This is a genomic window from Streptomyces sp. NPDC006365 (assembly GCF_042870755.1).
Lineage (GTDB): Bacteria > Actinomycetota > Actinomycetes > Streptomycetales > Streptomycetaceae > Streptomyces > Streptomyces xiangluensis.
On the sequence record NZ_JBIAHS010000006.1, the window covers coordinates 98,923 to 121,244 of the forward strand.

General features: G+C 69.6%; 16 protein-coding genes and 2 pseudogenes. 10 read left to right on the forward strand and 8 right to left on the reverse strand.

What is annotated here, in order from left to right; translation table 11 throughout:
* Positions 1 to 201 precede the first annotated feature (201 nt).
* Positions 202 to 2,319 carry a glycogen debranching protein GlgX gene (gene glgX / locus ACFYO0_RS18785; protein WP_388676806.1) on the reverse strand — a complete coding sequence of 706 codons (2,118 nt, stop codon included), beginning with the start codon at positions 2,317 to 2,319 and terminating at the stop codon, positions 202 to 204.
* Between the two features lie 172 nt (positions 2,320 to 2,491).
* Here glgX and ACFYO0_RS18790 point away from each other — a divergent pair, with 172 nt between their 5' ends.
* From ACFYO0_RS18790 to ACFYO0_RS18805, 4 genes are all read left to right on the forward strand, one after another.
* Complete coding sequence (locus ACFYO0_RS18790; RefSeq protein WP_388676808.1) at positions 2,492 to 3,322, forward strand: Tat pathway signal sequence domain protein; 831 nt, start codon at positions 2,492 to 2,494, stop codon at positions 3,320 to 3,322.
* A gap of 85 nt (positions 3,323 to 3,407) precedes the next feature.
* Positions 3,408 to 4,739, forward strand: coding sequence for a copper amine oxidase (locus ACFYO0_RS18795; RefSeq protein WP_388676811.1), 1,332 nt, complete (start codon positions 3,408 to 3,410; stop codon positions 4,737 to 4,739).
* A gap of 102 nt (positions 4,740 to 4,841) precedes the next feature.
* Complete coding sequence (locus tag ACFYO0_RS18800) at positions 4,842 to 6,074, forward strand: SAV2148 family HEPN domain-containing protein (RefSeq protein ID WP_388676813.1); 1,233 nt, start codon at positions 4,842 to 4,844, stop codon at positions 6,072 to 6,074.
* A 122-nt stretch (positions 6,075 to 6,196) separates the two neighbouring features.
* Positions 6,197 to 6,919 (forward strand): 3'-5' exonuclease, encoded by a 723-nt coding sequence (locus tag ACFYO0_RS18805; RefSeq protein WP_388676816.1) that lies wholly within the window; start codon positions 6,197 to 6,199, stop codon positions 6,917 to 6,919.
* 102 nt (positions 6,920 to 7,021) lie between these two features.
* Here the strand turns inward: ACFYO0_RS18805 and ACFYO0_RS18810 are convergent, their stop codons facing one another.
* The 3 genes from ACFYO0_RS18810 to ACFYO0_RS18820 form a co-directional block, all read right to left on the reverse strand.
* A complete protein-coding gene (locus ACFYO0_RS18810) occupies positions 7,022 to 8,818 on the reverse strand; it encodes a protein kinase (protein WP_388676819.1) in 1,797 nt (598 codons plus the stop codon).
* 176 nt (positions 8,819 to 8,994) lie between these two features.
* Positions 8,995 to 9,504, reverse strand: coding sequence for a YbaK/EbsC family protein (locus ACFYO0_RS18815; RefSeq protein ID WP_388676822.1), 510 nt, complete (start codon positions 9,502 to 9,504; stop codon positions 8,995 to 8,997).
* Complete coding sequence (locus ACFYO0_RS18820; protein ID WP_388676825.1) at positions 9,453 to 10,439, reverse strand: DMT family transporter; 987 nt, start codon at positions 10,437 to 10,439, stop codon at positions 9,453 to 9,455. The genes ACFYO0_RS18815 and ACFYO0_RS18820 overlap by 52 nt, the downstream gene beginning before the upstream one ends.
* 80 nt (positions 10,440 to 10,519) lie before the next feature.
* On the opposite strand from ACFYO0_RS18820, the gene ACFYO0_RS18825 reads away from it, so the two are divergent.
* Entirely contained in the window at positions 10,520 to 11,425 is a 906-nt protein-coding gene (locus ACFYO0_RS18825; protein ID WP_388676828.1) for a LysR family transcriptional regulator, read from the forward strand.
* A 14-nt stretch (positions 11,426 to 11,439) separates the two neighbouring features.
* Here the strand turns inward: ACFYO0_RS18825 and ACFYO0_RS18830 are convergent, their stop codons facing one another.
* Complete coding sequence (locus tag ACFYO0_RS18830) at positions 11,440 to 12,294, reverse strand: phosphotransferase enzyme family protein (RefSeq protein ID WP_388676831.1); 855 nt, start codon at positions 12,292 to 12,294, stop codon at positions 11,440 to 11,442.
* Positions 12,295 to 12,469: 175 nt separating this feature from the next.
* On the opposite strand from ACFYO0_RS18830, the pseudogene ACFYO0_RS18835 reads away from it, so the two are divergent.
* A pseudogene (locus ACFYO0_RS18835) lies at positions 12,470 to 13,267 on the forward strand (ABC transporter substrate-binding protein); the annotation flags it as partial.
* 22 nt (positions 13,268 to 13,289) lie between these two features.
* Positions 13,290 to 14,547 (forward strand): annotated as a pseudogene (locus tag ACFYO0_RS18840) (glycosyltransferase).
* Positions 14,548 to 14,809: 262 nt separating this feature from the next.
* Here the strand turns inward: ACFYO0_RS18840 and ACFYO0_RS18845 are convergent.
* The 3 genes from ACFYO0_RS18845 to ACFYO0_RS18855 form a co-directional block, all read right to left on the reverse strand.
* Positions 14,810 to 15,175, reverse strand: coding sequence for a hypothetical protein (locus ACFYO0_RS18845; protein ID WP_388676834.1), 366 nt, complete (start codon positions 15,173 to 15,175; stop codon positions 14,810 to 14,812).
* A gap of 172 nt (positions 15,176 to 15,347) precedes the next feature.
* The gene (locus ACFYO0_RS18850; RefSeq protein WP_388676837.1) at positions 15,348 to 16,538 is read right to left on the reverse strand and encodes a helix-turn-helix domain-containing protein; all 1,191 of its coding nucleotides are present in this window, start codon (positions 16,536 to 16,538) and stop codon (positions 15,348 to 15,350) included.
* A gap of 168 nt (positions 16,539 to 16,706) precedes the next feature.
* Positions 16,707 to 18,977 carry an MMPL family transporter gene (locus ACFYO0_RS18855; RefSeq protein ID WP_388676840.1) on the reverse strand — a complete coding sequence of 757 codons (2,271 nt, stop codon included), beginning with the start codon at positions 18,975 to 18,977 and terminating at the stop codon, positions 16,707 to 16,709.
* 416 nt (positions 18,978 to 19,393) lie between these two features.
* Between ACFYO0_RS18855 and ACFYO0_RS18860 the strand changes: the two genes are divergently transcribed.
* From ACFYO0_RS18860 to ACFYO0_RS18870, 3 genes are all read left to right on the forward strand, one after another.
* A complete protein-coding gene (locus ACFYO0_RS18860) occupies positions 19,394 to 20,602 on the forward strand; it encodes a S8 family peptidase (protein WP_388676843.1) in 1,209 nt (402 codons plus the stop codon).
* A gap of 80 nt (positions 20,603 to 20,682) precedes the next feature.
* Positions 20,683 to 21,228: a DUF1697 domain-containing protein gene (locus ACFYO0_RS18865; protein WP_388676846.1), complete on the forward strand. Its 546-nt coding sequence runs from the start codon at positions 20,683 to 20,685 to the stop codon at positions 21,226 to 21,228.
* A gap of 30 nt (positions 21,229 to 21,258) precedes the next feature.
* Positions 21,259 to 22,275 (forward strand): ketopantoate reductase family protein, encoded by a 1,017-nt coding sequence (locus ACFYO0_RS18870; RefSeq protein WP_388676849.1) that lies wholly within the window; start codon positions 21,259 to 21,261, stop codon positions 22,273 to 22,275.
* Positions 22,276 to 22,322: the final 47 nt, after the last annotated feature.

The following is a 22,322-nucleotide window of genomic DNA, read 5'->3' on the forward strand; positions in this document are numbered from 1 at the left end:
CCTACGTACCCGCAAGACAGCCTTTCGTGTCATAGACACGCTGGCGCTCCGCTGGGTGGGCAGTTTTGACGCTGCGGTCCGTTGCGGCTGGGCGCTCCCCCACTCTCGGCTGCTCCCCCACTCTCGGCTTCGCTCGAGCGGGGGACCCCCCTGAGCGGGGGCCCCATCGCGGCGGAGCCGCATAGCGCCGGGCTTGCGACATCACGCCGGCCGCTGCAGCACCATCACGCTCCGGTCCACCAGCGTCAGACGATCCCCCGCCTGCACCTTCGCCCCCGTCCCCGGAGGCACCGCTTCAGCCCGCGCCGTGTCGACGACGACCTGCCACTGCTTCCCGTGATCGACCGGCACCACGAACTCCGTGGTCTTCGGCGATCCGTTGAACATCAGCAGGAACGAGTCGTCGGTGATCCGCTCCCCGCGCGGCCCCGGCTCGGAGATCGCGTTGCCGTTGAGGAAGACGGACAGGGCCCGCGCCTGCGTGGAGTTCCAGTCGCGCTGGGTCATCTCCTCGCCCGCCGGGGTGAACCAGGCGATGTCGGACAGCTCGTCGTGCGTGCCCTGCACGGGCCGCCCGTGGAAGAACCGGCGCCGCCGGAAGACGGGGTGCTCACGCCGCAGCCACACCATCGCGCGGGTGAACGCGAGCAGCTCGCCGCCGTCCGCGGGGTTGTCGGGCCACGGCACCCAGGCCAGCTCGTTGTCCTGGCAGTACGCGTTGTTGTTGCCGCCCTGCGTACGCGCGAACTCGTCGCCGTGGCTGAGCATCGGCACGCCTTGGGAGAGCATCAGCGTCGCGATGAAGTTCCGCATCTGCCGCGCCCGCAGCTCCAGGACCTCCGGGTCGTCGGTCTCGCCCTCGACCCCGCAGTTCCAGGACCGGTTGTGGCTCTCGCCGTCGCGGTTGTCCTCGCCGTTGGCCGCGTTGTGCTTGTCGTTGTACGACACCATGTCGTGCAGCGTGAAGCCGTCGTGGCAGGTCACGAAGTTGATCGAGGCGAGCGGGCGCCGCCCGTCGTCCTGGTAGAGGTCCGAGGACCCCGTCAGCCGGGACGCGAACTCCGCGAGTGTGCGCGGCTCGCCCCGCCACAGGTCCCGTACGGTGTCGCGGTACTTGCCGTTCCACTCGGTCCACAGTGGCGGGAAATTGCCCACCTGGTAGCCGCCCTCGCCGACGTCCCACGGCTCGGCGATCAGCTTCACCTGGGAGACCACCGGGTCCTGCTGCACCAGGTCGAAGAACGACGACAGCCGGTCCACCTCGTGGAACTGCCGGGCGAGCGTCGCCGCGAGATCGAAGCGGAAGCCGTCGACGTGCATCTCGGTGACCCAGTAGCGCAGTGAGTCCATGATCAGCTGGAGCACGTGCGGGGAGCGCATGAGCAGGGAGTTGCCCGTGCCCGTGGTGTCCATGTAGTAGCGGGGATCGTCCGTCAGCCGGTAGTACGAGGCGTTGTCGAGGCCCCTGAAGGACAGCGTCGGACCCAGGTGGTTGCCCTCCGCCGTGTGGTTGTAGACGACGTCCAGAATGACCTCTATGCCCGCTTCGTGCAGCGCGCGTACGGCCGACTTGAACTCCAGGACCTGCTGTCCGCGGTCGCCCCAGGAGGCGTACGCGTTGTGCGGGGCGAAGAAGCCGATCGTGTTGTAGCCCCAGTAGTTGTTCAGGCCCATGTCGACCAGACGGTGGTCGTTCACGAACTGGTGGACCGGCATCAGCTCCAGCGCCGTGACCCCCAGCTCCGTGAGGTGCTCGATGATCGCGGGGTGCGCCAGCGCCGCGTACGTGCCCCGCAGCTCGTCCGGCAGTGCCGGATGGCGCATGGTCAGGCCCTTCACATGGGCCTCGTAGAGAACCGTTTCGTGGTATTCGGTGCGCGGGAGCCGGTCGTCGCCCCAGTCGAAGTACGGGTTGACCACCACCGAGGACATCGTGTGGGGAGCCGAGTCGAGATCATTGCGCTTGTTCGGCGACCCGAAGTGGTATCCGTACACCTCCTCGCCCCAGTCGATGCTGCCGCTGATGGCGCGTGCGTACGGATCGAGCAGCAGCTTCGCGGAATTGCAGCGCTGTCCGCGTTCGGGCGCGTACGGACCGTGCACACGGAAGCCGTAGCGCTGCCCCGGCATGATGCCGGGCAGGTACGCGTGCCGCACGAACGCGTCGGTCTCCCGCAGCTCTATCGCCGTCTCCGAACCGTCGTCATGGAGCAGACACAGCTCGATTCGGTCGGCAGCCTCCGAGAAGACCGCGAAATTGGTGCCGGCGCCGTCATACGTGGCACCGAGTGGGTACGCCTGTCCAGGCCAGACCTGCATGGATACGACTCTTCCAGTTGTGCGACGTCGCTTGGGGCGACTCCGGCCCGAGTCTCCCCGAAAGTGATGGAACCACCTATGACTTACGTCCCTCTTACCGACCGACCAGTGCATACGCCCTATGCCAGTGGGGCTCAAGGGATCCTAGGGATACAGGGGAGCAGGGGGAAATGTGCGCAAGATAGTGCACCGCCATCTGGGCAAGGCGGTCGCCGGGGCGGGTATCGCGGTGGCCGCGACCGCCGTGATGGTGGCCGTCACGCTGCCGGGTTCGGCGGGGGCCGACGATTCCGGCAGCGGCGCGGGGGCCGGTCAGAGCGGCCAGCAGGCGGGTCAGGGCGCTCAGGGGACGGGCCAGGAGCAGGGCCGGGCCGCCGTGCAGCCGGGTGTCGTCGAGCAGGCGCCGGCGGAGGGCGACACCGGTGAGGGGCGCGATCCGCTGACCGAGGACGAGGCCGAGCGGGTCGAGCAGCTTGCCCTGGACCGGCAACTGCGGCGCTCCAGCGAGAACGTCGAGGGCGAAGGCGGCCCGCAGCCGATCACCGTCGACCTCGCCGATCCCGAGACGAGCGAACTGGACGACCCGGACGCGCCGCGGCGCGCCGAGGTGTCGTTCTACGACTACAAGGACGACTCGCTCGTCACGAAGACCGTCAACCTCGACACCGGCAAGGTCGAGGCGACGGACACCCAGCAAGGTGTCCAGCCGCCGCTCAGCCGTGCCGAGAACGTCGAGGCCGCGGAACTCCTGATCGCCGACCCGCTCGGCGACGGTCTGAAGGCGGACTACAGGGACGCCACCGGCAACGAACTGACCAAGCCCGACCAGTTGCTGCTCAACAGCATGGTCTACCGGGCGAACCCGGGTACGCCCGCCGCACTCGCCGACTGCGGCGAGCACCGCTGCCTGCGTCTGTTCGTGAAGGCCAAGAACGGGCCCTGGATCGACACCCGTGACCTGGTGATCGACCTCAGCGACCGCAAGGTCGCCAAGGTCGGCTGAGTCGACAGTCGACAGTCGACAGTCGACTCAGCTCCCTCAGTCCGCTTTTCCAACTCACGCTCTTCTGTAAGGAAGTCATCTCTCCATGCGCGTGAACAGAATCAGCCGTGCCCGCAGCCGGACGATGGTGGGCCTCTCGGTGGCCGCCCTGACCGTCGGCGCGACATCGGCCGCGGGCCCGGCCGCCGCCGAACCCGCGGCCAAGCCGAAGGCCGCCCCCGCGGCGGCCGCCGACTGCAGCGCGGCGTACAAGATCGAGCAGAAGCTCGCCACCGGCACCAAGTGGACGATGTGCTGGCACTACGAGAGCGAGGCCGGGCTCGTCCTGGAGAACGTCTCGTACCAGCCCAAGGGCGAGGCCCGCCCGATACGCGTCCTGACCAGCGCGAAGCTCGCCCAGATCCACGTACCCTACGACGACGGCTCGGTCGAGTACGACGACCTCACGGGCGCCGGCTTCGGGCTGGGCCTGATGAACCTGGCCCCCGGAGAGTGTCCCGGCGGCACCATCAAGACCGTCAAGGTCCCGGGCGCCATGGAGGGGCAGAACCCGAACGTCAAGGGCCTGTGCGCCACGACCCGCTCTCGCGGCCACGCCTACCGTATGCAGGGCGACACCGCGAACAAGGTCTATCAGCGGCAGGGCAAGGACCTGCTCGTCTACACCGTCAACCAGGTCGGCTGGTACGAGTACATCACCGAGTGGCGCTTCCAGGACGACGGCCAGATCAACATGAACGTCGGCGCCACCGGCAGCCTCTCGCCCAGCGACTACGACGCCGGTGACGGCCGCGGCTGGCCGATCGGCAAGGGTGCCAAGGACTACGCCACCAGCCACAGCCACAACGTCTTCTGGCGGCTCAACTTCGGCCTCGACGGCAACTCCAAGAACAAGGTCGAGCAGTACGACTCCAAGGTCAGCCCGCCCGCACAGGGCGGCGAGGCCCCGAGCAACAAGACCACCCGCACGCCGGTCACCAAGGAACTCGCGGGCGACGCCAAGAACATGCGCTGGTGGCGGGTCGTCAGCACGACCGGCAAGAACAAGGACGGCCATGTCCGTTCGTACGAACTCGTCCCCGGCGCCACGTCCAAGTACCCGGGCCGCAGCTACACCAAGCACGACGTCTACTTCACCCAGTACAAGAAGTGCGAGCAGTTCGCCAGCCACAACCTGCGCAACTGCGGTGCCGGAGGCGGCAAGTCCGTCGACAAGTGGGTCAACGGACAGGACCTCACCCACCCGGTGGGCTGGGTGAACATCGGCTTCCACCATGTCGCCCGGGACGAGGACCAGCAGCCGATGCCGGTCCACTGGCAGGGCTTCTCCCTCACCCCGCGTGACCTCACCGCTATGAATCCGCTCACTCCGCCCGCCCTTGCCGATCAGAACGGGCATGTGGAAGACGGAGGTTGAGAAACGACCTGTCCATCCGGCTGCACCGCCGACCGCTCCCGGAGTACTCTTCCTTGATCGTTGGCTGGGGGAGTGCTCGGGGGAGCGGAAGGCGGTGCGCGGGTGGGCTCGGGAGGGCGGGAGTTGCCTTCTGGTGACGTAGGTCACGAGGGGAACTCCACGGATGCCCCGCCCGGGGCGGTGTCTCTGGCGCGGCCGATGGAAATCGGTGCGGAGCTGGACTGGGGCGCCGATGCCTGGGGCGAGGTGCGTACGCGCGCCCAGAGGGCCGGACGCGCCTACATCTGGCTGAACCTGGTCGAACAGCGGCTGCGCGCGGTCGTGGCCGCTGTTCTGCGCCCCATCTACGAACCCATGCACGGCGAGGACGACTGGGTGGTCGCCGCCGCCGGACCCGCCGGCCAGGAGTGGGTGCAGCGCGCGGTCGCGGTACGCGAAGTCAGCCGCCGCAAGGGCTACCTGCTCGACCCGGCCGACGACAACGTCCTCAGCTTCCTCACACTGCCGCAGTTGCGCGAGCTGATGGTGCAGCACTGGCCGTGCTTCGAGCCGTACTTCGACGAGCGCCGGGACGTCGAACTCGCCCTGGACGAACTGGAAGTCACCCGGAACGTCGTATCCCGCAACCGCGCCCTGTCCGAGGCGGTTCTGGCCCAGGCCGAGCGCGCCTCGGCGAGACTCCTGGAGATACTCGGGGCGGGCAGCGATGTGCCGTCCGCGCGGCGGCTGCCCGTCGACGCCGTCGAGAACCTCGTCGGTGACCGTTACGCGGACGTGGTGGCCGTGCACCCCGACCGGGTGCGGCTGATGCGACAGTTCCCCGCCGAGGACATCTTCGGCGGCGCCCGCCGCCTCGACGCCATCGGCATCGGCCTGAACCTCCTGGTGCAGAACTTCTCCGGACGGCGGCTCGTACGCCTTGGCGAATCCGGCTGCCGGGTGCGGCTGCTGTTCCTGAACCCCGCGTCCAGCGCCGTGAAGCGGCGGGAGCGCGAACTCGGCATCAAGCGCGGCGAATTGAGCCGCTCCGTCGAGATGAACATCCTCCATATGCGGCGCGTGAGGTCCCGGCTGCGCGATCCCGGCGCCTTCCAGATCCAGGTCTACGACGAGACGCCCCGCTTCACCGCGTACCTCGTCGACGGGGACGGCTCGGACGGCATAGCGGTCGTCCAGTCGTATCTGCGCCGGACGCGGGGGATGGAGGCGCCGGTGCTCGTACTGCGCGGTGGCGGACGCGTGGTCAAAGCGGAGGACACCGGCGAAGAGGGACTTTTCGGTACGTATCGCGAGGAGTTCGAGGTGGCCTGGGCGGATTCGCGGCCTGTGTCCTGACAACTCCCGTGACCGGCAGGCGCAGTGGTGGCGGTAAGCGGAACGCGGTCCTCTGATTGTCAGTGGCCCATGGGATCGTGGAGGTCACTGGGGGGAACGCACCACGAAGAAGGGGGCCCGGCATGGGCTGGCACGGCGAGCTGCTGATCGGCTTCGACCTGGAGACGACCGGGACGGATCCGCGCGAGGCGCGCATCGTCACGGGAGCGGTGATCGAGGTCAGGGGCGGAGAGCCGATCGGGCACCGCGAGTGGCTGGCCGATCCGGGAGTGGAGATTCCGGCGGACGCGGTGGCAGTGCACGGCATCACCAACGAACGGGCAGCTGCGGAGGGCCGCCCGGCCGACGAAGTGGCCGATGCCATCGCCTCGGTACTCGTCTCGTACTGGAAGACGGGCGTACCGGTCGTGGCGTACAACGCGGCCTTCGACCTGACCCTCCTCTCCGCCGAACTGCGCCGCCACGACCTGCCCTCACTGCGCGAACGGCTCGACGGCCTCGCCCCGGCACCGGTCATCGACCCGTACACCATCGACCGCTCCGTGGACCGCTACCGCCGAGGCAAGCGCAACCTCGAAGCCGTCTGCGCGGAGTACGGAGTCGCACTCGACTCCGCCCACGACGCCTCGGCGGACGCCCTGGCCGCGGCCCGCCTCGCCCGCGCCATAGCCGGCCGCCACCCCAAAGTCGCGGCCCTCGGCCCGGCGGAGCTGCACCGCCGCCAGATCGAGTGGTACGCCGAGTGGGCGGCCGACTTCCAGAACTTCTTGCGCCGCAAGGGCGACGCGACCGCGGTGGTCGACGGGACGTGGCCGCTGCGGGACCTGGCGGACGAACGGGTCTGAGGGGGCGCCGACCGCAAGGCCACGCACGGGACGCGGTGACACCGCCGCCCCGGCGCGGCCGTCATGCCCGGCGTCGGCGCGACGGGGCACGGGGTCGGGGCGTCACTCCGTGCTGCGCAGCGCGACCCAGGTCTCGCGGCCGACGACGCCGTCGGCGGCCAGTTCCTTACCGCTTTGGAAGCTTCGCACCGCGGACTCCGTGCCGGGGCCGAAGTCGCCGTCCACGCCGGTGTTCCCCACGCTGTATCCGCGCTTCGTCAGCATGCACTGCACCTGCTGCACGCGTTTGCCGCTGTCCCCCTGGCTTGTGCGTCCGTTGCCGGAGTAGTGCGTGCAGTCGGAGATCCAAGGCGGGGTTGCGAGCTCGGAAGACGGGCTGCTCTGGGACGGAGAGGCGTCAGCGGGGCCGCTGGTCTCGGTGCCGGGAGCAGAAGGATCGTTTCGCTGGCTGTCGTCGGCGGTGCCGGAGACCTCAGGACGCGAGGCGTCGACACCGCCGAGGCCATTGGCACCGTTGCCGGACGCATCGTTGCCGGACGCAGCCGGGGCAGACGTGCCGTCCGAGACCCCCGGCACCGGCGAGACGTCGGCATCGCCGGGCACGGTGCCGACGGAGGCCGTCGCACCGGCTCCCGGAGACGAAGCGTTCGGGTCGCTGTCCTGACGAGTGAGCATGAAGACTCCCGCGGCCACCGCGCAGAGGGTGATGCCTGCGGCGACGGCCAGCACCGGCTTCCTCCGTGCCCAAGGACGGGCTCCCGCCGGGCGTGACTGTCCCGGCGGTGTGACGTCGAGAGGAGCTGGCGCCTGTACCGGTGGTCCGGAACCGGGCTGACTGGGCTGGGGCACCGGCTCGGAAGAGGGGCGCGGCTCCGCCGCCGGCCGGTCGTCCGAGGACCGCAGACGAGTCGTCTGTTCGACGGGGAGGCGGTGCAGCGCCTCGTACGCCCGCTGCCGGGCCAGCACCTTGCCGAGCAGTGGCTCGCGCCAGGTGGACGTCCCGGAGAGCGCCCCGGCCGCCGCGTCGATCAGGTCCTGCGGGGTGGGCCGCCTCTCGGGTTCCTTCGCCAGGCAGATGGACAGCAGTGAACCGAGCGCCGCGTCCGCCGCCGAGACCTTGGCCATCAGCTCCGGATTCGGCTCCTCGAACGCCACCCGGTGCATCACATCCACACCCGTGCCGTCGCCGAACGGACCACGCCCCGTCGCCGCGTAGACCAGCGTCCCGGCCAGCGAAAAGACATCCGACGCCGTGTCGCACCGGCCCGTCCGCAGGTGCTCCGGCGACATGTAGGCCGGAGTTCCCACCCGGTTGCCCGTGCCGGTGATCGCGCTCGCGTCCGCGGCCTTCGAAAGGCCGAAGTCGATCACATGCGCGCCCCGCACGGACAGCAGAACGTTGGACGGCTTCAGGTCCCGGTGCACGATCCCCCCGGCGGCGAGGTCGGCAAGCGCCTGCCCCAGTTCCTTCACCAGACGCCAGACCGTGGCCGTCTCCAGGGCGCCGTCCTCACGTATGGCATCGGCCAGATCGAGTCCCGGGACGTACTCGGTGGCTATCCACAGCAGTTCGTCCTGGAAGTCCGTGCCGCATAATCGCGGCGTGCGGGGCGTACGGACCCGGGCGTGCACCGACGCCTCATGTTTGAACCGGCGGCGGAACTGGGCGTCCTCCGCGTACTCAGGCCTGATCACCTTCACCGCGACCAGGCCGGGGCCGCCGTCCGCGGGACGAGCCAGATAGACCCGCCCCATGCCACCGCTGCCGAGCATCCCCAGCGGCACATAGGGGCCGACACGGCCCGGGTCGCCGGGCCGCAGGGGTGTGGCACCGGATTCCCGTAGTGCGGCAGCCTCGTTCGTCGGTGAGTCCGGTGGCGCCGGCCGTTGTTCTGACACGTACCCCCCGAAGTGATTTCATGCGTACGTCAGTTCGCCCCCAATGGGAGAACGAGGCTAACCCCAGCCCGGACCCGCGTTCAGGCTTTCAACCACTTCTGTCACCCGGACCACCAGGGATGGCTTGATCTGGTGCTCGGCTTCGGTGTGCCGGGCCAGGCGGGAGCGCGGATCCTTCAGGGACTCGCGATCCGTTCCACCCGTGGCTCGGCGACACGGGCGTAGTCCTCACCGGAGATGACCAGGGAGCGGTCGAGGCGGGCCGCGTTGAAATAGAGCCTCGGCTGCGCCACGACGTCCGGGTCCGCGACGAGTTCGAGGTCGGGATCGAAGCTGAAGGGGAGGACGGTGCCGGGTACGGCACGGGCCAGGCGCTCGGCGGTGGCCGCGTCGCTGAAGCCCGCGTAGCGGGCGGCATAGAGCGCGCGGACGGCGTCCAGGTCCACGCGGCGGTCTCCGGGGACGACCGCGAGGACGTGGCGCGTGGTCCGCCGATCGACCTTGACTCTCAGGACGATGCACTTCGCGGCCTCGGACATGGGGTGACCGCGCAGTGCGCTGACGGCTTCGGTGGTGCCTTCGGGCTCGTGGTCGATGAGTTCGTATGCGATGGAGGAGGTGTCGAGCAGGGTGATCAGACGTTGGTAGGTGTCGTGGGTGTGGGTTGCGCCGTGGCTGTCGGGCATGCGGGGTCCTCTTCGGTGTGGTGCGGGATCTCCGGGTTCTTTGCGTGTGGCGCGGTGCCGCGATGGGCGCGCTCCACGGCCTGCCCCCAGTACGTGCCGGTGACCATCAGGGCCGCGCCAAGCGCGGTGAGCACGGTGAAGTGCTCACCTGCGAGACCGATGCCGACCGCCGCGGCCCAGATCGGTTCGGTGCCGAGCAGGAGGCTGGCCCGGCTGGCCGAGGTGCGCTGCACGGCCCAGGTCTGTGCGAGGAACGCGAACACACTGCAGAACAGGGCGAGATAGAGCAGCTGCGCCCAGGCCGCGAGGCCGACGTGCGCCAGGTCCGGAAGGCCGCGGGCGGCGGGCGCCAGGAACAGGGCCGAGCCGACCAGGGTCTGAACCGCCGTCAGCTGCAGCGGACGTATCGCCCGGCCCGCGGTGAGCCGTCCGACGAGGACCACGTGCGCCGCCCGCACCACCGCGGCGCCGAGCATCAGCAGGTCACCGAGGCGGAGTGCGTGGAACCCGTTGCCGGCCATGAGGAGCCCGACGGCCAGCACGCACACCCCGGCGGCGACGAAGAAGACCGGAGGCAGACCGCCACGGTCACCCGAGCGGTCCAGGAGAGGGGTGAGCACAATGGTCAGGCTGATGATCAACCCCGCGTTGGCGGCGCTCGTGTGGGCGACGCCGTATGTCTCGATCAGCAGGACGGCCGCCTGTGTGACTCCCAGGGGCACACCGGCCCGGATCTCTTCACGGGTCCACCCACGGGGCCCTCGACGGGCGGTGACGGCCAGGCCCAGGCAGGCGAGCGCGGACAGCGCGTACCGCGCGAACAGCACCACCAGAACCGGGAGCGCGGCGGCTGCCGTCTGGGCGGAGAGATAGCTCGAGCCCCAGACGAGCGCGACAAGGAGAAGTACCGCATCGGTACGGCGGGCATCAGGCACGCGCCCACCTTGCCTTTCCCGGTCCATGAAGCCCAGAGCCACCTTCTTAAGCAATCATTTAGCTGCCCTACACTGAGGCAATGGACGAACGGCAGCTGCGGATCCTGCGTGAGCTGGGCGAACTGGGCAGCGTCACGGCGGTCGCCGAGGCGCTGCTGGTGACGCCCTCGGCGATCTCGCAGCAACTGCGGCTGCTGCAACGCGCGATGCCCGTCCCGCTCACCGAGCGGCAGGGGCGCCGGCTGGCGCTCACCGACGCCGGTCAGGCCCTGGCCGACGCGGCGATCGAGGTGGAGACGGCACTGGCGCGGGCGCGGCACACCGTCGCCGAGTTTGTCGACCGGCCGGACGGCGAGGTTTCGGTCGCGGCCTTCCACAGCGCGGGCTCTGCGTTCTTCCCCCTGCTGCTGCGCGGCCTCGCCGCACCCGGCGGGCCACGGCCGGCCTTCGCCGACGAGGACGTCCCGCAGGCCGACTTCCCGCCGCTGACCAGGGAGTACGACCTCGTACTCGCCCACCGTCTCGAGCACGCTCCCTCGTGGCCGCGCACCGTGACCGCGACCACGCTGCTGCGCGAGCCGCTCGACGTGGCCATGCCCGCCGATCACCCGCTGGCCGTGAAGCGGCGGCTCGTCCCACGCGATGTGGCCGACCAGCCGTGGATCACCGTGCACGACGGCTTCCCGCTCATGGCCACCATCGAAGCCATCGCCACAGCCGCGGGCCAAAGGCTCCATCTCGCCCACCGCATCAACGAGTTCGCCGTCGTCGCCGAGGCAGTCGCCGCAGGCGGAGGTCTCGCCCTGATGCCCCGCTGGACCACACGCCCGCACCCCGCACTGGTCCTCAAGCCACTCACCGGCGTGCGGGCCCGGCGCCACATCGATGCCCTCTACCGCCCCGAGCGCACGGCACGGAAGGCCGTCCGCACGGTTCTGGCGGAGCTGCACCGGGCAGCCGACGCGATCCGACGCCAGGACCGCTGAACCTCAGCCGGGCTTCAGAACGAGTACCACCGCACGGTCGCGTCCCCCTCCCGCAGCGAAGCCACCCGCCGCTCGAACTCCTCCAGCGCCTTCGGGCTGCTCGGCGCGTGCTGGGCCACCCAGGCGCAGCTGGCCGTCTCGCGCGCCCCGCGCAGCAAGCCGCAGCCGTCCCACTCGCGCACGTCCCAGCCGTACGCGTCCGTGAAGGAGTCGTATGCCTCGGCCGGGAGCCCGTAGCGGTCGCGGGACAGGGCCATGACCACCAGGTCGTGCTCGCGCAGGTCGGCGGAGAAGGTCTCCAGGTCGACCAGGACGGGGCCGTCCGGGCCGACATGGACGTTGCGCGGGAGCGCGTCACCGTGGATCGGGCCCGGCGGCAGCTGCGGGGTGAGCTCGGCGGCGGCTCTCGTGAAGCCGTCGCGGCGATCGCGCAGATACGCCGCGTCCGCCGGGTCGATCGCGTCGCCCGCGAGTCGCAGCCAGCGCTCGACGCCGCCCAGCAGCTCGCGGCGCGGCAGGTCGAAGGCGGGGGCGGGCAAGGCGTGCACCCTCCGCAGCAGTTCGGCCAGATCGCGGGGCTCGGCGGGGCGTACGGGATCGGGCAGCCGGTGCCACACCGTCACCGGGTGACCGGCCACGAGCCGTGCCTCGGGCTCGGCGGCCCGTACCGCGGGGACGCCCACCGACGCGAGCCAGAACGCGACGGCCAGCTCCCGCCGCGCCCGGTCGAGGAGTTCGGCGTCACGCCCCACCTTGACGACCAGGTCACCGGCGGCGAACACGGCGTTCTCGCCCAGCGCGAGCAGCTCCGCCCCGGCCTGCCCGAACCCCGCTGCGGTGAGCACGTCCCGCGCCCGTGCCTCGTCCATCGGTCGCCTCCCATGGCTGCTCAGTCCGGCATCAGACACGTACGCGCCGCATGCCCGCGTACGGCGTCGAGATCGCGCCATACGCCGCCCAGTGTCGCATTCGCCCAGGTGGGAGCCCTGGCCAGGGCCTGCACACTGCCTTGACGGCACGTCAGTCCGCCAGCACGATGGCCGAACGCCCGAGAAGCCTTGGAGCTGGGGCGAGTTCATGGAGATCACCGACGAACTGAGCGACGGGGACGGCAAGTACGGCGTGGCATGGCCGCTCAAAGAGCCCGTCTCGGCCACGCTCAACCTGTCGCTGTCGACCGGTGGGCAGCTGTTCCACCGAGGCGCGGACGGCAAGGTGAAGATCCGCTTCGGCAAGGCCGACGAGGTGGTGCCGAACACCATCCACGACCAGGTCAACACCGATGGCAGCGCGTCGAGTTCGACACTCGGCAGCAGCGGCTCCGACATACTTCCCGGCTTCTTCGGCGGCAGGTACGCGATGGTGCCGCTCGGCTTCTCATAGCGGCAGCCGATCGTGCAGCAGGCGCCCAAGGGCTTCGACTGGCAGGTGCTGCCCGCGCCGGCGGGTGCCGACGGGCTCGCCCAGGGGGTGAGTCCGCAGACGCTGTCGATCGCGGAGGACAGCCCGCACAAGGAGGAGGCCGCCGAGTTCATCGACTTCCTGCTGCTGCCCGAGAACATGGTCCGGCTCGCGCTCGGCGACTGGATGCTGCCCACGGGCACCGAGGCCCTCCAGGACCCGGCACTGGACACGACCGAGCACGACTGGGCCACCGGACCGGCCCTCGCCGCCCACCTGCGCTCGGCACTGGCACAGTCCGTACGCGGCTATCCCGAGTGGAAGGACAAGATCGCGACGCCTGCCTTCCAGGAGTACTACAGCGGGGCGATCGACCTGGACGAGCTGCGCGGGCGCCTGGTGGACGACGGGAACTTGGTGCTCAAGCGCTATCAGAGGTGACGGTCATCGATCGGAGGTTACGGTGACCGAATATGGATTGCACGAGACGTATCGTCTCGTCTATGGTCGTCGTCATGACCACCCCACGCCCCGCCCACATCGCCATGTTCTCCATCGCCGCCCACGGGCACGTGAACCCGAGCATCGAGGTGATTCGGGAACTCGTCGCCCGCGGGCACCGCGTGACGTACGCGATCCCGCCCGCCTTCGCCGAGCAGGTCGCCGAGACGGGCGCCGAGCCCAAGCTCTGGAACTCGACGCTGCCCGGCCCCGACGCCGACCCCGAGGCATGGGGGACCACGCTCCTCGACAATGTGGAGCCGTTCCTCGACGACGCGATCCAGGCCCTGCCGCAGCTCATCGAGGCGTACGAGGGCGACGAGCCGGACCTCGTGCTGCACGACATCACCTCGTACCCGGCCCGCGTCCTCGCCCACCGCTGGGGCGTCAAGGTCGTCTCCCTCTCGCCGAACCTCGTTGCCTGGGACGGCTACGAGGAGGAGGTCTCCGAGCCGATGTGGGAGGAGCCGAAGAAAACCGAGCGCGGCCACGCGTACTACGCCCGCTTCCATGCCTGGCTGGAGGAGAACGGCATCACCGAGCACCCCGACTCGTTCGTCGGCCGACCGGCCCGCTCCATCGTCCTGATCCCGAAGGCGCTCCAGCCGAACGCCGACCAGGTGGACGAGACCGTGCACTCCTTCGTCGGCGCCTGCCAGGGCGACCGCGCGGCGCAGGGCGACTGGCAGCGGCCCGTCGGTGCCGAGAAGGTGTTGCTCGTGTCGCTGGGCTCGGCCTTCACCAAGCAGCCCGCCTTCTATCGCGAGTGCGTCAAGGCCTTCGGCGATCTGCCGGGCTGGCACATGGTGCTCCAGGTCGGCAAGCACGTAGACCGGGCCGAGCTCGGCCCGATCCCCGCGAACGTGGAAGTACGGGACTGGGTACCGCAGTTGGCGATCCTGAAGCAGGCCGACGCGTTCATCACGCACGCGGGTGCGGGCGGCAGCCAGGAGGGTCTGGCGACCGCTACACCGATGGTCTGCGTACCCCAGGCCGTCGACCAGTTCGGCAACGCCGACATGCTCCAGGCGCTCGGCGTCGCCCGCCACGTACCGATGGAGGAAGCGACCGCGGACACGCTGCGCGAGGCCGTACTCGCGCTGACCGATGACCCGGAGGTGGCGCGACGCCTCAAGGAGATCCAGGGGCAGATGGCGGCCGAGGGCGGCACGAAGCGGGCGGCGGACCTGATCGAGGCGGAGCTCGGCGCTGCAGTGTAGGTGGCTGGAACCGGCAACCGGCCGGCTCGGCAGCAAACCACGGCAGCCGGTCACACGTCGAATTCAGTCGCAGGAGCGTGAGTCACAGGAGGGGCGGCGGGCAAGGCGCGGGAAGTGCTCCTCCCATGGATCGGGTCAGCCCCGACGCCTTGTAGCCCGCCCGAGCTCGCGGATGTGCTTGGGCCAGCCGCTCCGGCACGGCGTCTCGCGCAGCAGCGGAACCGCCTCGTTGGGGATGCGGAAGCCCGTGGCCCAGGAAGGTTCAGCGCATCAGGTCTTCCGGACGTGTCGAGACGCGGTGCAAGTAGCGCCCGGCGGCCACCATCCGGCCGAGCAGTTCATGGCCGTCCACGGCGCTGACCAGCCCACCGACGACGGCCTTCTTCACGAGATCGAAGGTCTCCTTCGTGGTGATGCCCCGTCGCCGTGCGAATGCGCCGGCAGACCGGTCATCGGTGATCCATACCGAATCGTGGAACTCGCGACGCATCGTGATGAGTACGCAGGTCTCCGCCTCACCAAGGTGCTTGGTCGGCGCCGACACGACACCACCGAAGACGGCCCGACGTACACGATCGACCTCGGCGATTTCCCGGATGTCCGTGATGGCGATCGGCTCACCGAGCATGCCGACCGCAACGATGTCCTTAACCGGGGCAGATACGCGGCGGACTGCTCGGCTTCGTGGGCCACGGCCTCCGTCCAGCGGCCGCGCCCGTCGAGCAGTTTCTCCAGCAATGCCAGGCGGTCGACGGCTGCGAAGTTGCACAACACGGTGTTATCGGGAAACCAGCAGATTCTCATGGCTGGAAGATCAGGTCCCCTTCTTCCACTTCGCCGCCGGCAAGATCCGGTGTGTCGGCCTCGGCCGGGTCGAGAAGGTCGTGCAGATGGTCCACGTCCATCCCCAGCAGGGCGGCGAGGGGGCGAAGCGTCGCTTCCCCGTCGGCATAGCACTGGTAGAGGGCGGCCACGAGACGTACGGGGAACCGCTCGGCCGCGGCCCAGGCGAGCTGCCGTTGAAACGCGTCCGTCGCCCCCGCCATCAGGTGGCAGATCTCTGTCGTGAGCCCCCGGAAGTGCGGTGCCGACTTCCCGTCGACAAGCCCGAGTTGGCTCAACCGTGCGGTCAGCGCGCTGGGCGAGACCTTGAAGCCGACGACCAGTTCGGAGAACGCTTCGTCAGAGAGCCTGCCATGTCGGTCGGCCACCCGACGGAACTGATCCCGGACTTCCGATGCGGGCATCAGCAGATTCGAGGCGAAGGCATTGGCCCGGACCTCTGTGAGGTCCTTCTGCCGCCCCGGCGCCACATGCGACTCGACGACGAGCTCCTGGGCGTCGCGGGCCAGGATGTGGCCGAGTTCGTGAGCCAGCGTGAACCTCTGCCGGGTCCAGATCTCCGTGGGCCCGATGAGGATGAGCCGGAAGGTGTCCGTTTGCCACGTGAGCCCGTCCACGCCGTCGGGCAGCCGCGTCACCGCGATGTCCACGCCGAACAGCTGGGCACACGCCGTAATCAGTACGTCGGTCTCGAGATCGGCCACGGTCGGGGAGGCGCCCTGAGCCGTCAGGACGCCGACGGCATCCTGCGCGAGCCGTTTCCCCTGATCCACGTAACGCTTGAGATCGTCGCGCACGGTGGGCAGCGGCGGCAGCCTCGGTGGCCTCCCCAGCAGTTCGAGCACCTCGTACGCCGCCGTGAAACGGCTCGCCGCATCGCTCACGCGGTCCCGTCCGGGAGTCGCTCCGGCGGCTGTCCGCGCAGCGAACGACGGACGCAGCGGCTCGCGCCCCGTGAGCAGCCAGTCCACCGTCCTGCCGCCCGCCTCGGCGATCAGCGCCAGGTCAAGTGACGTGAAGCGGCGCACCCCGGTGAGCGACTTCGACAGCTTGTCGGGCGTGAGCCCCATCTTCTCGGCGAACGCGGCCTGGCTCATTGAGGCTGCGTCCATGACCCTGCGTACGCGGTCGATCACAGTCTCATCCATGCACCCACCGTAACCGCGTCTTGCGAAAATCGCAACGCATCGGCCGGAGCGCCGGTCTCTGCGATGCCGCGAGCGCGTGGCCGTCACCGAGGCGGCCTGGGCACCAGCACACAGCAACGTGGCCGGGATGCGCACACCCCGGCCACGTACCGAACTACCGCGAGAAGATCAGACTCCCACCTTCTCCTCCTCCACCGCCGGCGGCGGAGGCGAGGGCGCCGGGCCCTGCGGGGACTCGTCGTGGGTGAGGTCCGGGAGGCGGTGGAGCCACTTCGGGAAGTACCAGTTGCGTTCGCCGAGGAGGGCCATCGCCGCGGGGAGCAGGACGCCGCGGATGATCGTCGCGTCGATGAGGACCGCCGCCGCGAGGCCCACGCCCATCTGCTTCATGGACTGCATGGACAGGGTGCCGAAGATCGCGAAGACGGCGACCATGATGACCGCGGCGCTGGTGACGACACCGGCTGTGGTGACAACACCGTGCTGGATGGCGTCATTCGTGCTGCGGCCCCGCATTCGCGCCTCGCGGATCCTGGAGACCACGAACACGTGGTAGTCCATGGACAGGCCGAAGAGGATCACGAAGAGGAACAGCGGCAGCCAGGTGATGATGGCGCCCACGCCCTCCGCACCCACCAGCGAGGCACCCCAGCCGTGCTGGAAGACGCCGACGAGGATGCCGTAAGCCGCCCCCACCGAAAGGAGGTTGAGGACGATCGAGGTGATCGCGATCGTCAGCGAGCGGAAAGACAGCAGCATCAGCAGGAAGGCGAAAACCACGACGAAGGCGAAGACCGGGGTCACCGCGCCGGCGAGCTGGTCGTTGAAGTCCTTCGAGCCCGCGACCTGACCGGTGACCGGCGCCTCGAGACCGTCGACCTTGCCGAGCGTCGCCGGGCGCACCTCGTCGCGGATGGTCTCAAGGCTCTTCTCCGCCTTGTCCAGGTCCGAGCCGCCCACCAGCGGTACGTACACGAAGGCGATGTTCTGCGCGTCGTGGACCTTGACGTCGACCGGGCCGCGTGAGGCACCCGATTCCACCGCCTGGGCACGGAAGTCGGCGATCGCGGACTTCACCTCGGGCGCGTTGATGTCGTCGGCCTTGACGACCACCTCGGCCGGGTCGGAACCGCCGGGGAAGGCCTCGTTGACCCGGTCGTACGTCGCCACGATGGGCAGCGAGTCGCCGAACTCCTGGTCCAGGGTGAGGTTCTGGGTCTTCATGCCGAGCGCGGGAGCCGCGATGGCCAGCAGTGCGCCGGCCGCCACGATCAACGAGATCGCGGGCTTCGCCAGCACCACCCGCAGCACGCTCTTCCAGAACCGGCTCTCGCCGCCGGCCGAACCATCCTTGCGCTTACGCCGCTTGTCCGGGTGCAGGAACGGGATCCGCCCCTTCTCCACCCGCGCACCGAGCAGCGAGAGCAGTGCGGGCAGCACCGTCACCGAACCGACCATGGCGACCGCCACGACCATCAGCGAGGCCAGGCCCATCCCCTCGAACTCCGCGATCCCGGTGAACAGCATGCCCGCCATCGCCACGCACACCGTGACACCGGAGACGATGATGGCGCGGCCACTGGTCGCCGCGGCGATACGGAGCGCGGTCTGCGGGTCGTGTCCGGCCGCCCGCTCCTCGCGCTCGCGCCGCAGGTAGAACAGGCAGTAGTCGACGCCGACCGCGAGGCCCACCAGCAGCATCACGGAGCTGGCGGTGTCGCTCATGGGCATCACATGGCTGACGATGCCCATCAGACCCATCGTCGCGATGATCGCGGTGATCGCGAGGGCCACCGGCACCAGCGCCGCCACCACCGCACCGAACGCGACCAGCAGGATGCCGAGCGCCACGGGCACCGCGGAGTACTCCGCCTTCTGGAAGTCCTCACCGAACGCGTCGTCGAACGTCTTCATCATGCTGGCGCTGCCGATCTGCTCGATCGTCAGCGACTCATGGTCCTTCTGCACCTCTTCGACGGCGTCGAGTACGGGCTCCACGCGCTCGCCCGCGGTGTCCGCCTCGCCGCGCATGTCGAACTGCACGAGCACGCTGCGGCCGTCCTTGGAGATGGTGTCCGTCTCGTACGGCGAGGTCACGGCCGTCACTTCGCCGGTCTTCTCGACCGCCTGCATCACGGCCGTGACGGCTGCGCGGAAGTCCGCGTCCGTCGCCTTCACGCCGGAGTCCTTGGCCTGGACGAGCACGGTCTCCCCGGCCGGCTCGTCGATTCCTGCCTCTTCGGCGATGGCCGCTGCCTGGCTGGTCTCGCCGCTGATCTGATCGCTGTCCTTGACCTCGACCGTGCCCGCCGCGGAGCCGAGCCCCATCGTCAGGACGACGAACAGCAGCCAGATCCCGACGGCCGCCCAGCGGTGCCGGGCGCTCCAGCCGCCGGCCCGGGCGGCTATGCCCCGCACCCGTGTGTCTCCGTTCCCCATGACGGGCTTGCCCCCTTGTCTCGGGTTGACGGCCCCCTGCCGCCTCCCTCGCTTTGAAGGTATGGGGCGGATAAGGGCATCTCCTCGTGCTGCCCGGTGAAGTGACGGAGGACCGAGTCCTCCCCTTGGCCCCCGTGACCTCCGCACTGCGGAGGAGGTGGCCCCTACACGTAAAGGGAGTGTCAGAGGGTCGCAACCACGATCTCCGGCCCGTCGGACGCTCCGTCCGATCTGTCGCCCCTCAACCCCTTTGTTATTGCGAACACTTGTTGAATGTGTCACAGGTGTATGTAGGTGTTGATCTGCGCGCGTCAATCAGTCAGGGTTTCGTGCCAACCGCCGGGTAACTTTCATTGCCCGGCGGCGAGTTTCCCCCCACAAATCCCCCCACGGAAACCACGAGGAGACACCTCTTCATGGCAAAAAACCAGCGTGCCCGCAGAATCAAGCTGACCGCGGCCATAGCCGCCACCGCCACCGCGGTGGGCGTGACCGTCTTCGCCGGGACCACCGCCGGCGCCGCGACTCCGGCCGAGGGCAAGGTCTACGGGCTCGACGCCAAGGGCGCCGTTTCCGGCAGCTACATCGTGCTGCTCGACGAGAAGGCCACCAAGGGCGCCAAGAAGGACCTCGCCCAGGAGTACGGCGGCTCCCTGAAGCGCACGTACGCCTCGGCCGTCAACGGTTTCTCCGCGTCCGGCCTTTCGCAGACCGAGGCCAAGCGGCTGGCCGCCGATCCGTCGGTCGCCAAGGTGGTCCAGAACAAGAAGTTCCACATCGACGCCACCCAGGCCAACCCGCCCTCCTGGGGCCTGGACCGCATCGACCAGACCGCGACCGCGGGCGACGGTGCGTACAACTACCCCGACAGCGCGGGTGAGGGCGTCACCGCGTACGTCATCGACACCGGAGTCCGTGTCAGCCACAGCGACTTCGGCGGCCGTGCCTCGGACGGCTTCGACGCGGTCGACAACGACAACACCGCGCAGGACGGCAACGGCCACGGCACGCATGTCGCGGGCACCATCGCGGGCGAGGCGCACGGGGTGGCGAAGAAGGCGAAGATCGTCGGCGTCCGGGTCCTCGACGACCAGGGCTCCGGCACCACCGAGCAGGTCGTCGCGGGCATCGACTGGGTCACCGCCAACCACGAGGGCCCGTCCGTCGCCAACATGAGCCTCGGCGGCGGGGTCGACGAAGCCCTCGACGCGGCCGTACAGAAGGCCATCGCGTCCGGCGTCACCTTCGCAGTCGCGGCGGGCAACGAGTCGGCCGACGCGAGCCAGGGCTCACCGGCCCGCGTCCCCGAGGCCATCACGGTCGCCTCCTCCACCGAGGACGACCAGCAGTCGGACTTCTCCAACTTCGGTTCCTCCGTCGACCTTTACGCCCCGGGCTCGGAGATCACCTCCGCCTGGAACACCGGCGACGACGCCACCAACACCATCTCCGGTACGTCCATGGCGACCCCGCACGTAGCGGGCGCCGCCGCCGTCCATCTGGCCGGCCACCCCGACGCCGACCCGGCGGCGGTCACCAAGGCGCTCACCGACGGCGCGACCGCGGACACGATCTCCAACGCGTCCCCGGGCACGCCGAACAAGCTCCTGAAGGTCGTTGAGTAACCCGTAACTGCCGTAACGTCTCCGACCGCGGCCGTCGTGCCCGCCCCCACGGGGCACGGCGGCCGCTTTATGGTGTGCGGATGACGACGTATGCGGCGCTGTTGCGCGGGATCAACGTGGGCGGCAGCAAGAAGGTGCCGATGGCCCAACTGCGCACGCTGCTCGAGGGACTCGATCTCGGCGGGGTGAGCACCTACCTCCAGAGCGGCAACGCGATCTTCACCGCGGACAGTGGCGACGAGGACTCCCTGGCCGCGGACATCACCACGGCCGTCGAGAAGCACTTCGGCTTCACCGTCGACGTCCTGGTCCGCGATCACACCTACCTCCAGGCTGTGCTGGACGCCTGCCCGTTCCCGGCCGCCGAACTCCAGCCGAAACAGCTCCACATCACGTACTTCTCCGCGCAGGTCGCCCCCGAACGGTTCGCGTCGATCGACCAACAGGCCTTCCTCCCCGAGGAGTTCCGCCTCGGGGACCGCTGCCTCTACCTGTACGCTCCCGACGGCCTCGGCCGCTCCAAGCTGGCGGAGGCGCTGGCGAAGCCCCGCACGGTCAAGGGCCTGATCGCCACTACCCGCAACTGGAACACCGTGGTCAAGCTGGCGGAGCTGACCCGTAGCTGACCGGTCACGCGGCTGTGGGAGGCTCGGACCATGCGCTACATCATCGTCGGAGCGGGGGCCGTGGGCGGAGCCATCGGCGGCCGCCTTGCCGAGTCGGGGCACGAGGTCGTCCTGGTCGCGCGGGGCGCACAGCACGAGGCGCTGCGCGAGCGTGGGTTGCGGCTGGTGGTGCCCGATGGGCCGCACGTCCATCGGTTGACCACGGTCGACGGGCCGCACGCCCTCGGGGAGTTGCGGGCGGACGACGTGCTCGTGCTCGCCGTCAAGACGCAGGACAGTGCGGCGGCCCTGGAGAGCTGGGCTCCCGTCACGGTGGCGGGCGGAGGGACGGCGGGTGAGCGGCTGCCGCTGGTCTGCGCGCAGAACGGGGTGGAGAGTCAGCGGCTCGCGCTGCGGCGTTTCCGGCGCGTGTACGGCATGTGTGTCTGGCTGCCCGCGGCCTTTGTCGAGCCGGGCGTCGTGTCCGCCGCCGGTACCCCGCTGACCGGCATTCTGCACCTCGGCCGCTACCCGTCCGGCACGGACGAGACAGCCCGCCGAATCGCGGCCGACCTGGAGAAGTCCCGCTTCGAGGCTCCGGTCGTACCCGATGTGACGCGCTGGCAGTACGCCAAGCTCCTCGGCAACCTCGCCAACGCGATCGAGGCGGTCAGCGGCGTGCTCACCAGCGAGGAGGGCATCGCGCTCTACGAGCGCGTCCGTGCGGAGGGCGAGGCCGTGCTCGCCGCGGCGGGCATCGCGTACGCCGGTGACGAGGAGCAGAAGCAGGCCCGCGCCGACAAGATCCGCTTCGAACCCTTCGACGGCTCAGCCCGCGGCGCCGGCTCCTCCTGGCAGTCGCTCCACCGAGGCACCGGCACGATCGAGGCCGACTACCTCAACGGCGAGATAGCCCTCCTGGGCCGCCTGCACGGCGTGCCGACCCCGCTCAACGAACTGCTGCAACAGCTCGCGAACGACTTCGCGCGCGAGCGCACGGAGGCGGGGTCGATGCCGGTGTCCGAGCTGACACGGCTGGCAGGCGAGGCGGTCGCGTCTGTTCAATGAGGACTGAGCGTCGCTTCTGCTCGGGCAGGGAAGCAGCCGCGGTCGTC

Bases quoted from the DNA above. Each gene is read 5' to 3' on its own strand.
- ACFYO0_RS18830 (WP_388676831.1), bottom strand. From the start codon at position 12,294: ATGGACGAGGCACGGGCGCGGGACGTGCTCACCGCAGCGGGGTTCGGG.
- ACFYO0_RS18825 (WP_388676828.1), top strand. From the start codon at position 10,520: ATGGACGAACGGCAGCTGCGGATCCTGCGTGAGCTGGGCGAACTGGGC.
- ACFYO0_RS18845 (WP_388676834.1), bottom strand. From the start codon at position 15,175: ATGCTCGGTGAGCCGATCGCCATCACGGACATCCGGGAAATCGCCGAG.
- ACFYO0_RS18860 (WP_388676843.1), top strand. From the start codon at position 19,394: ATGGCAAAAAACCAGCGTGCCCGCAGAATCAAGCTGACCGCGGCCATA.
- ACFYO0_RS18870 (WP_388676849.1), top strand. From the start codon at position 21,259: ATGCGCTACATCATCGTCGGAGCGGGGGCCGTGGGCGGAGCCATCGGC.
- ACFYO0_RS18855 (WP_388676840.1), bottom strand. From the start codon at position 18,977: ATGGGGAACGGAGACACACGGGTGCGGGGCATAGCCGCCCGGGCCGGC.
- ACFYO0_RS18850 (WP_388676837.1), bottom strand. From the start codon at position 16,538: ATGGATGAGACTGTGATCGACCGCGTACGCAGGGTCATGGACGCAGCC.
- ACFYO0_RS18815 (WP_388676822.1), bottom strand. From the start codon at position 9,504: ATGCCCGACAGCCACGGCGCAACCCACACCCACGACACCTACCAACGT.
- ACFYO0_RS18805 (WP_388676816.1), top strand. From the start codon at position 6,197: ATGGGCTGGCACGGCGAGCTGCTGATCGGCTTCGACCTGGAGACGACC.
- glgX (WP_388676806.1), bottom strand. From the start codon at position 2,319: ATGCAGGTCTGGCCTGGACAGGCGTACCCACTCGGTGCCACGTATGAC.
- ACFYO0_RS18795 (WP_388676811.1), top strand. From the start codon at position 3,408: ATGCGCGTGAACAGAATCAGCCGTGCCCGCAGCCGGACGATGGTGGGC.
- ACFYO0_RS18865 (WP_388676846.1), top strand. From the start codon at position 20,683: ATGACGACGTATGCGGCGCTGTTGCGCGGGATCAACGTGGGCGGCAGC.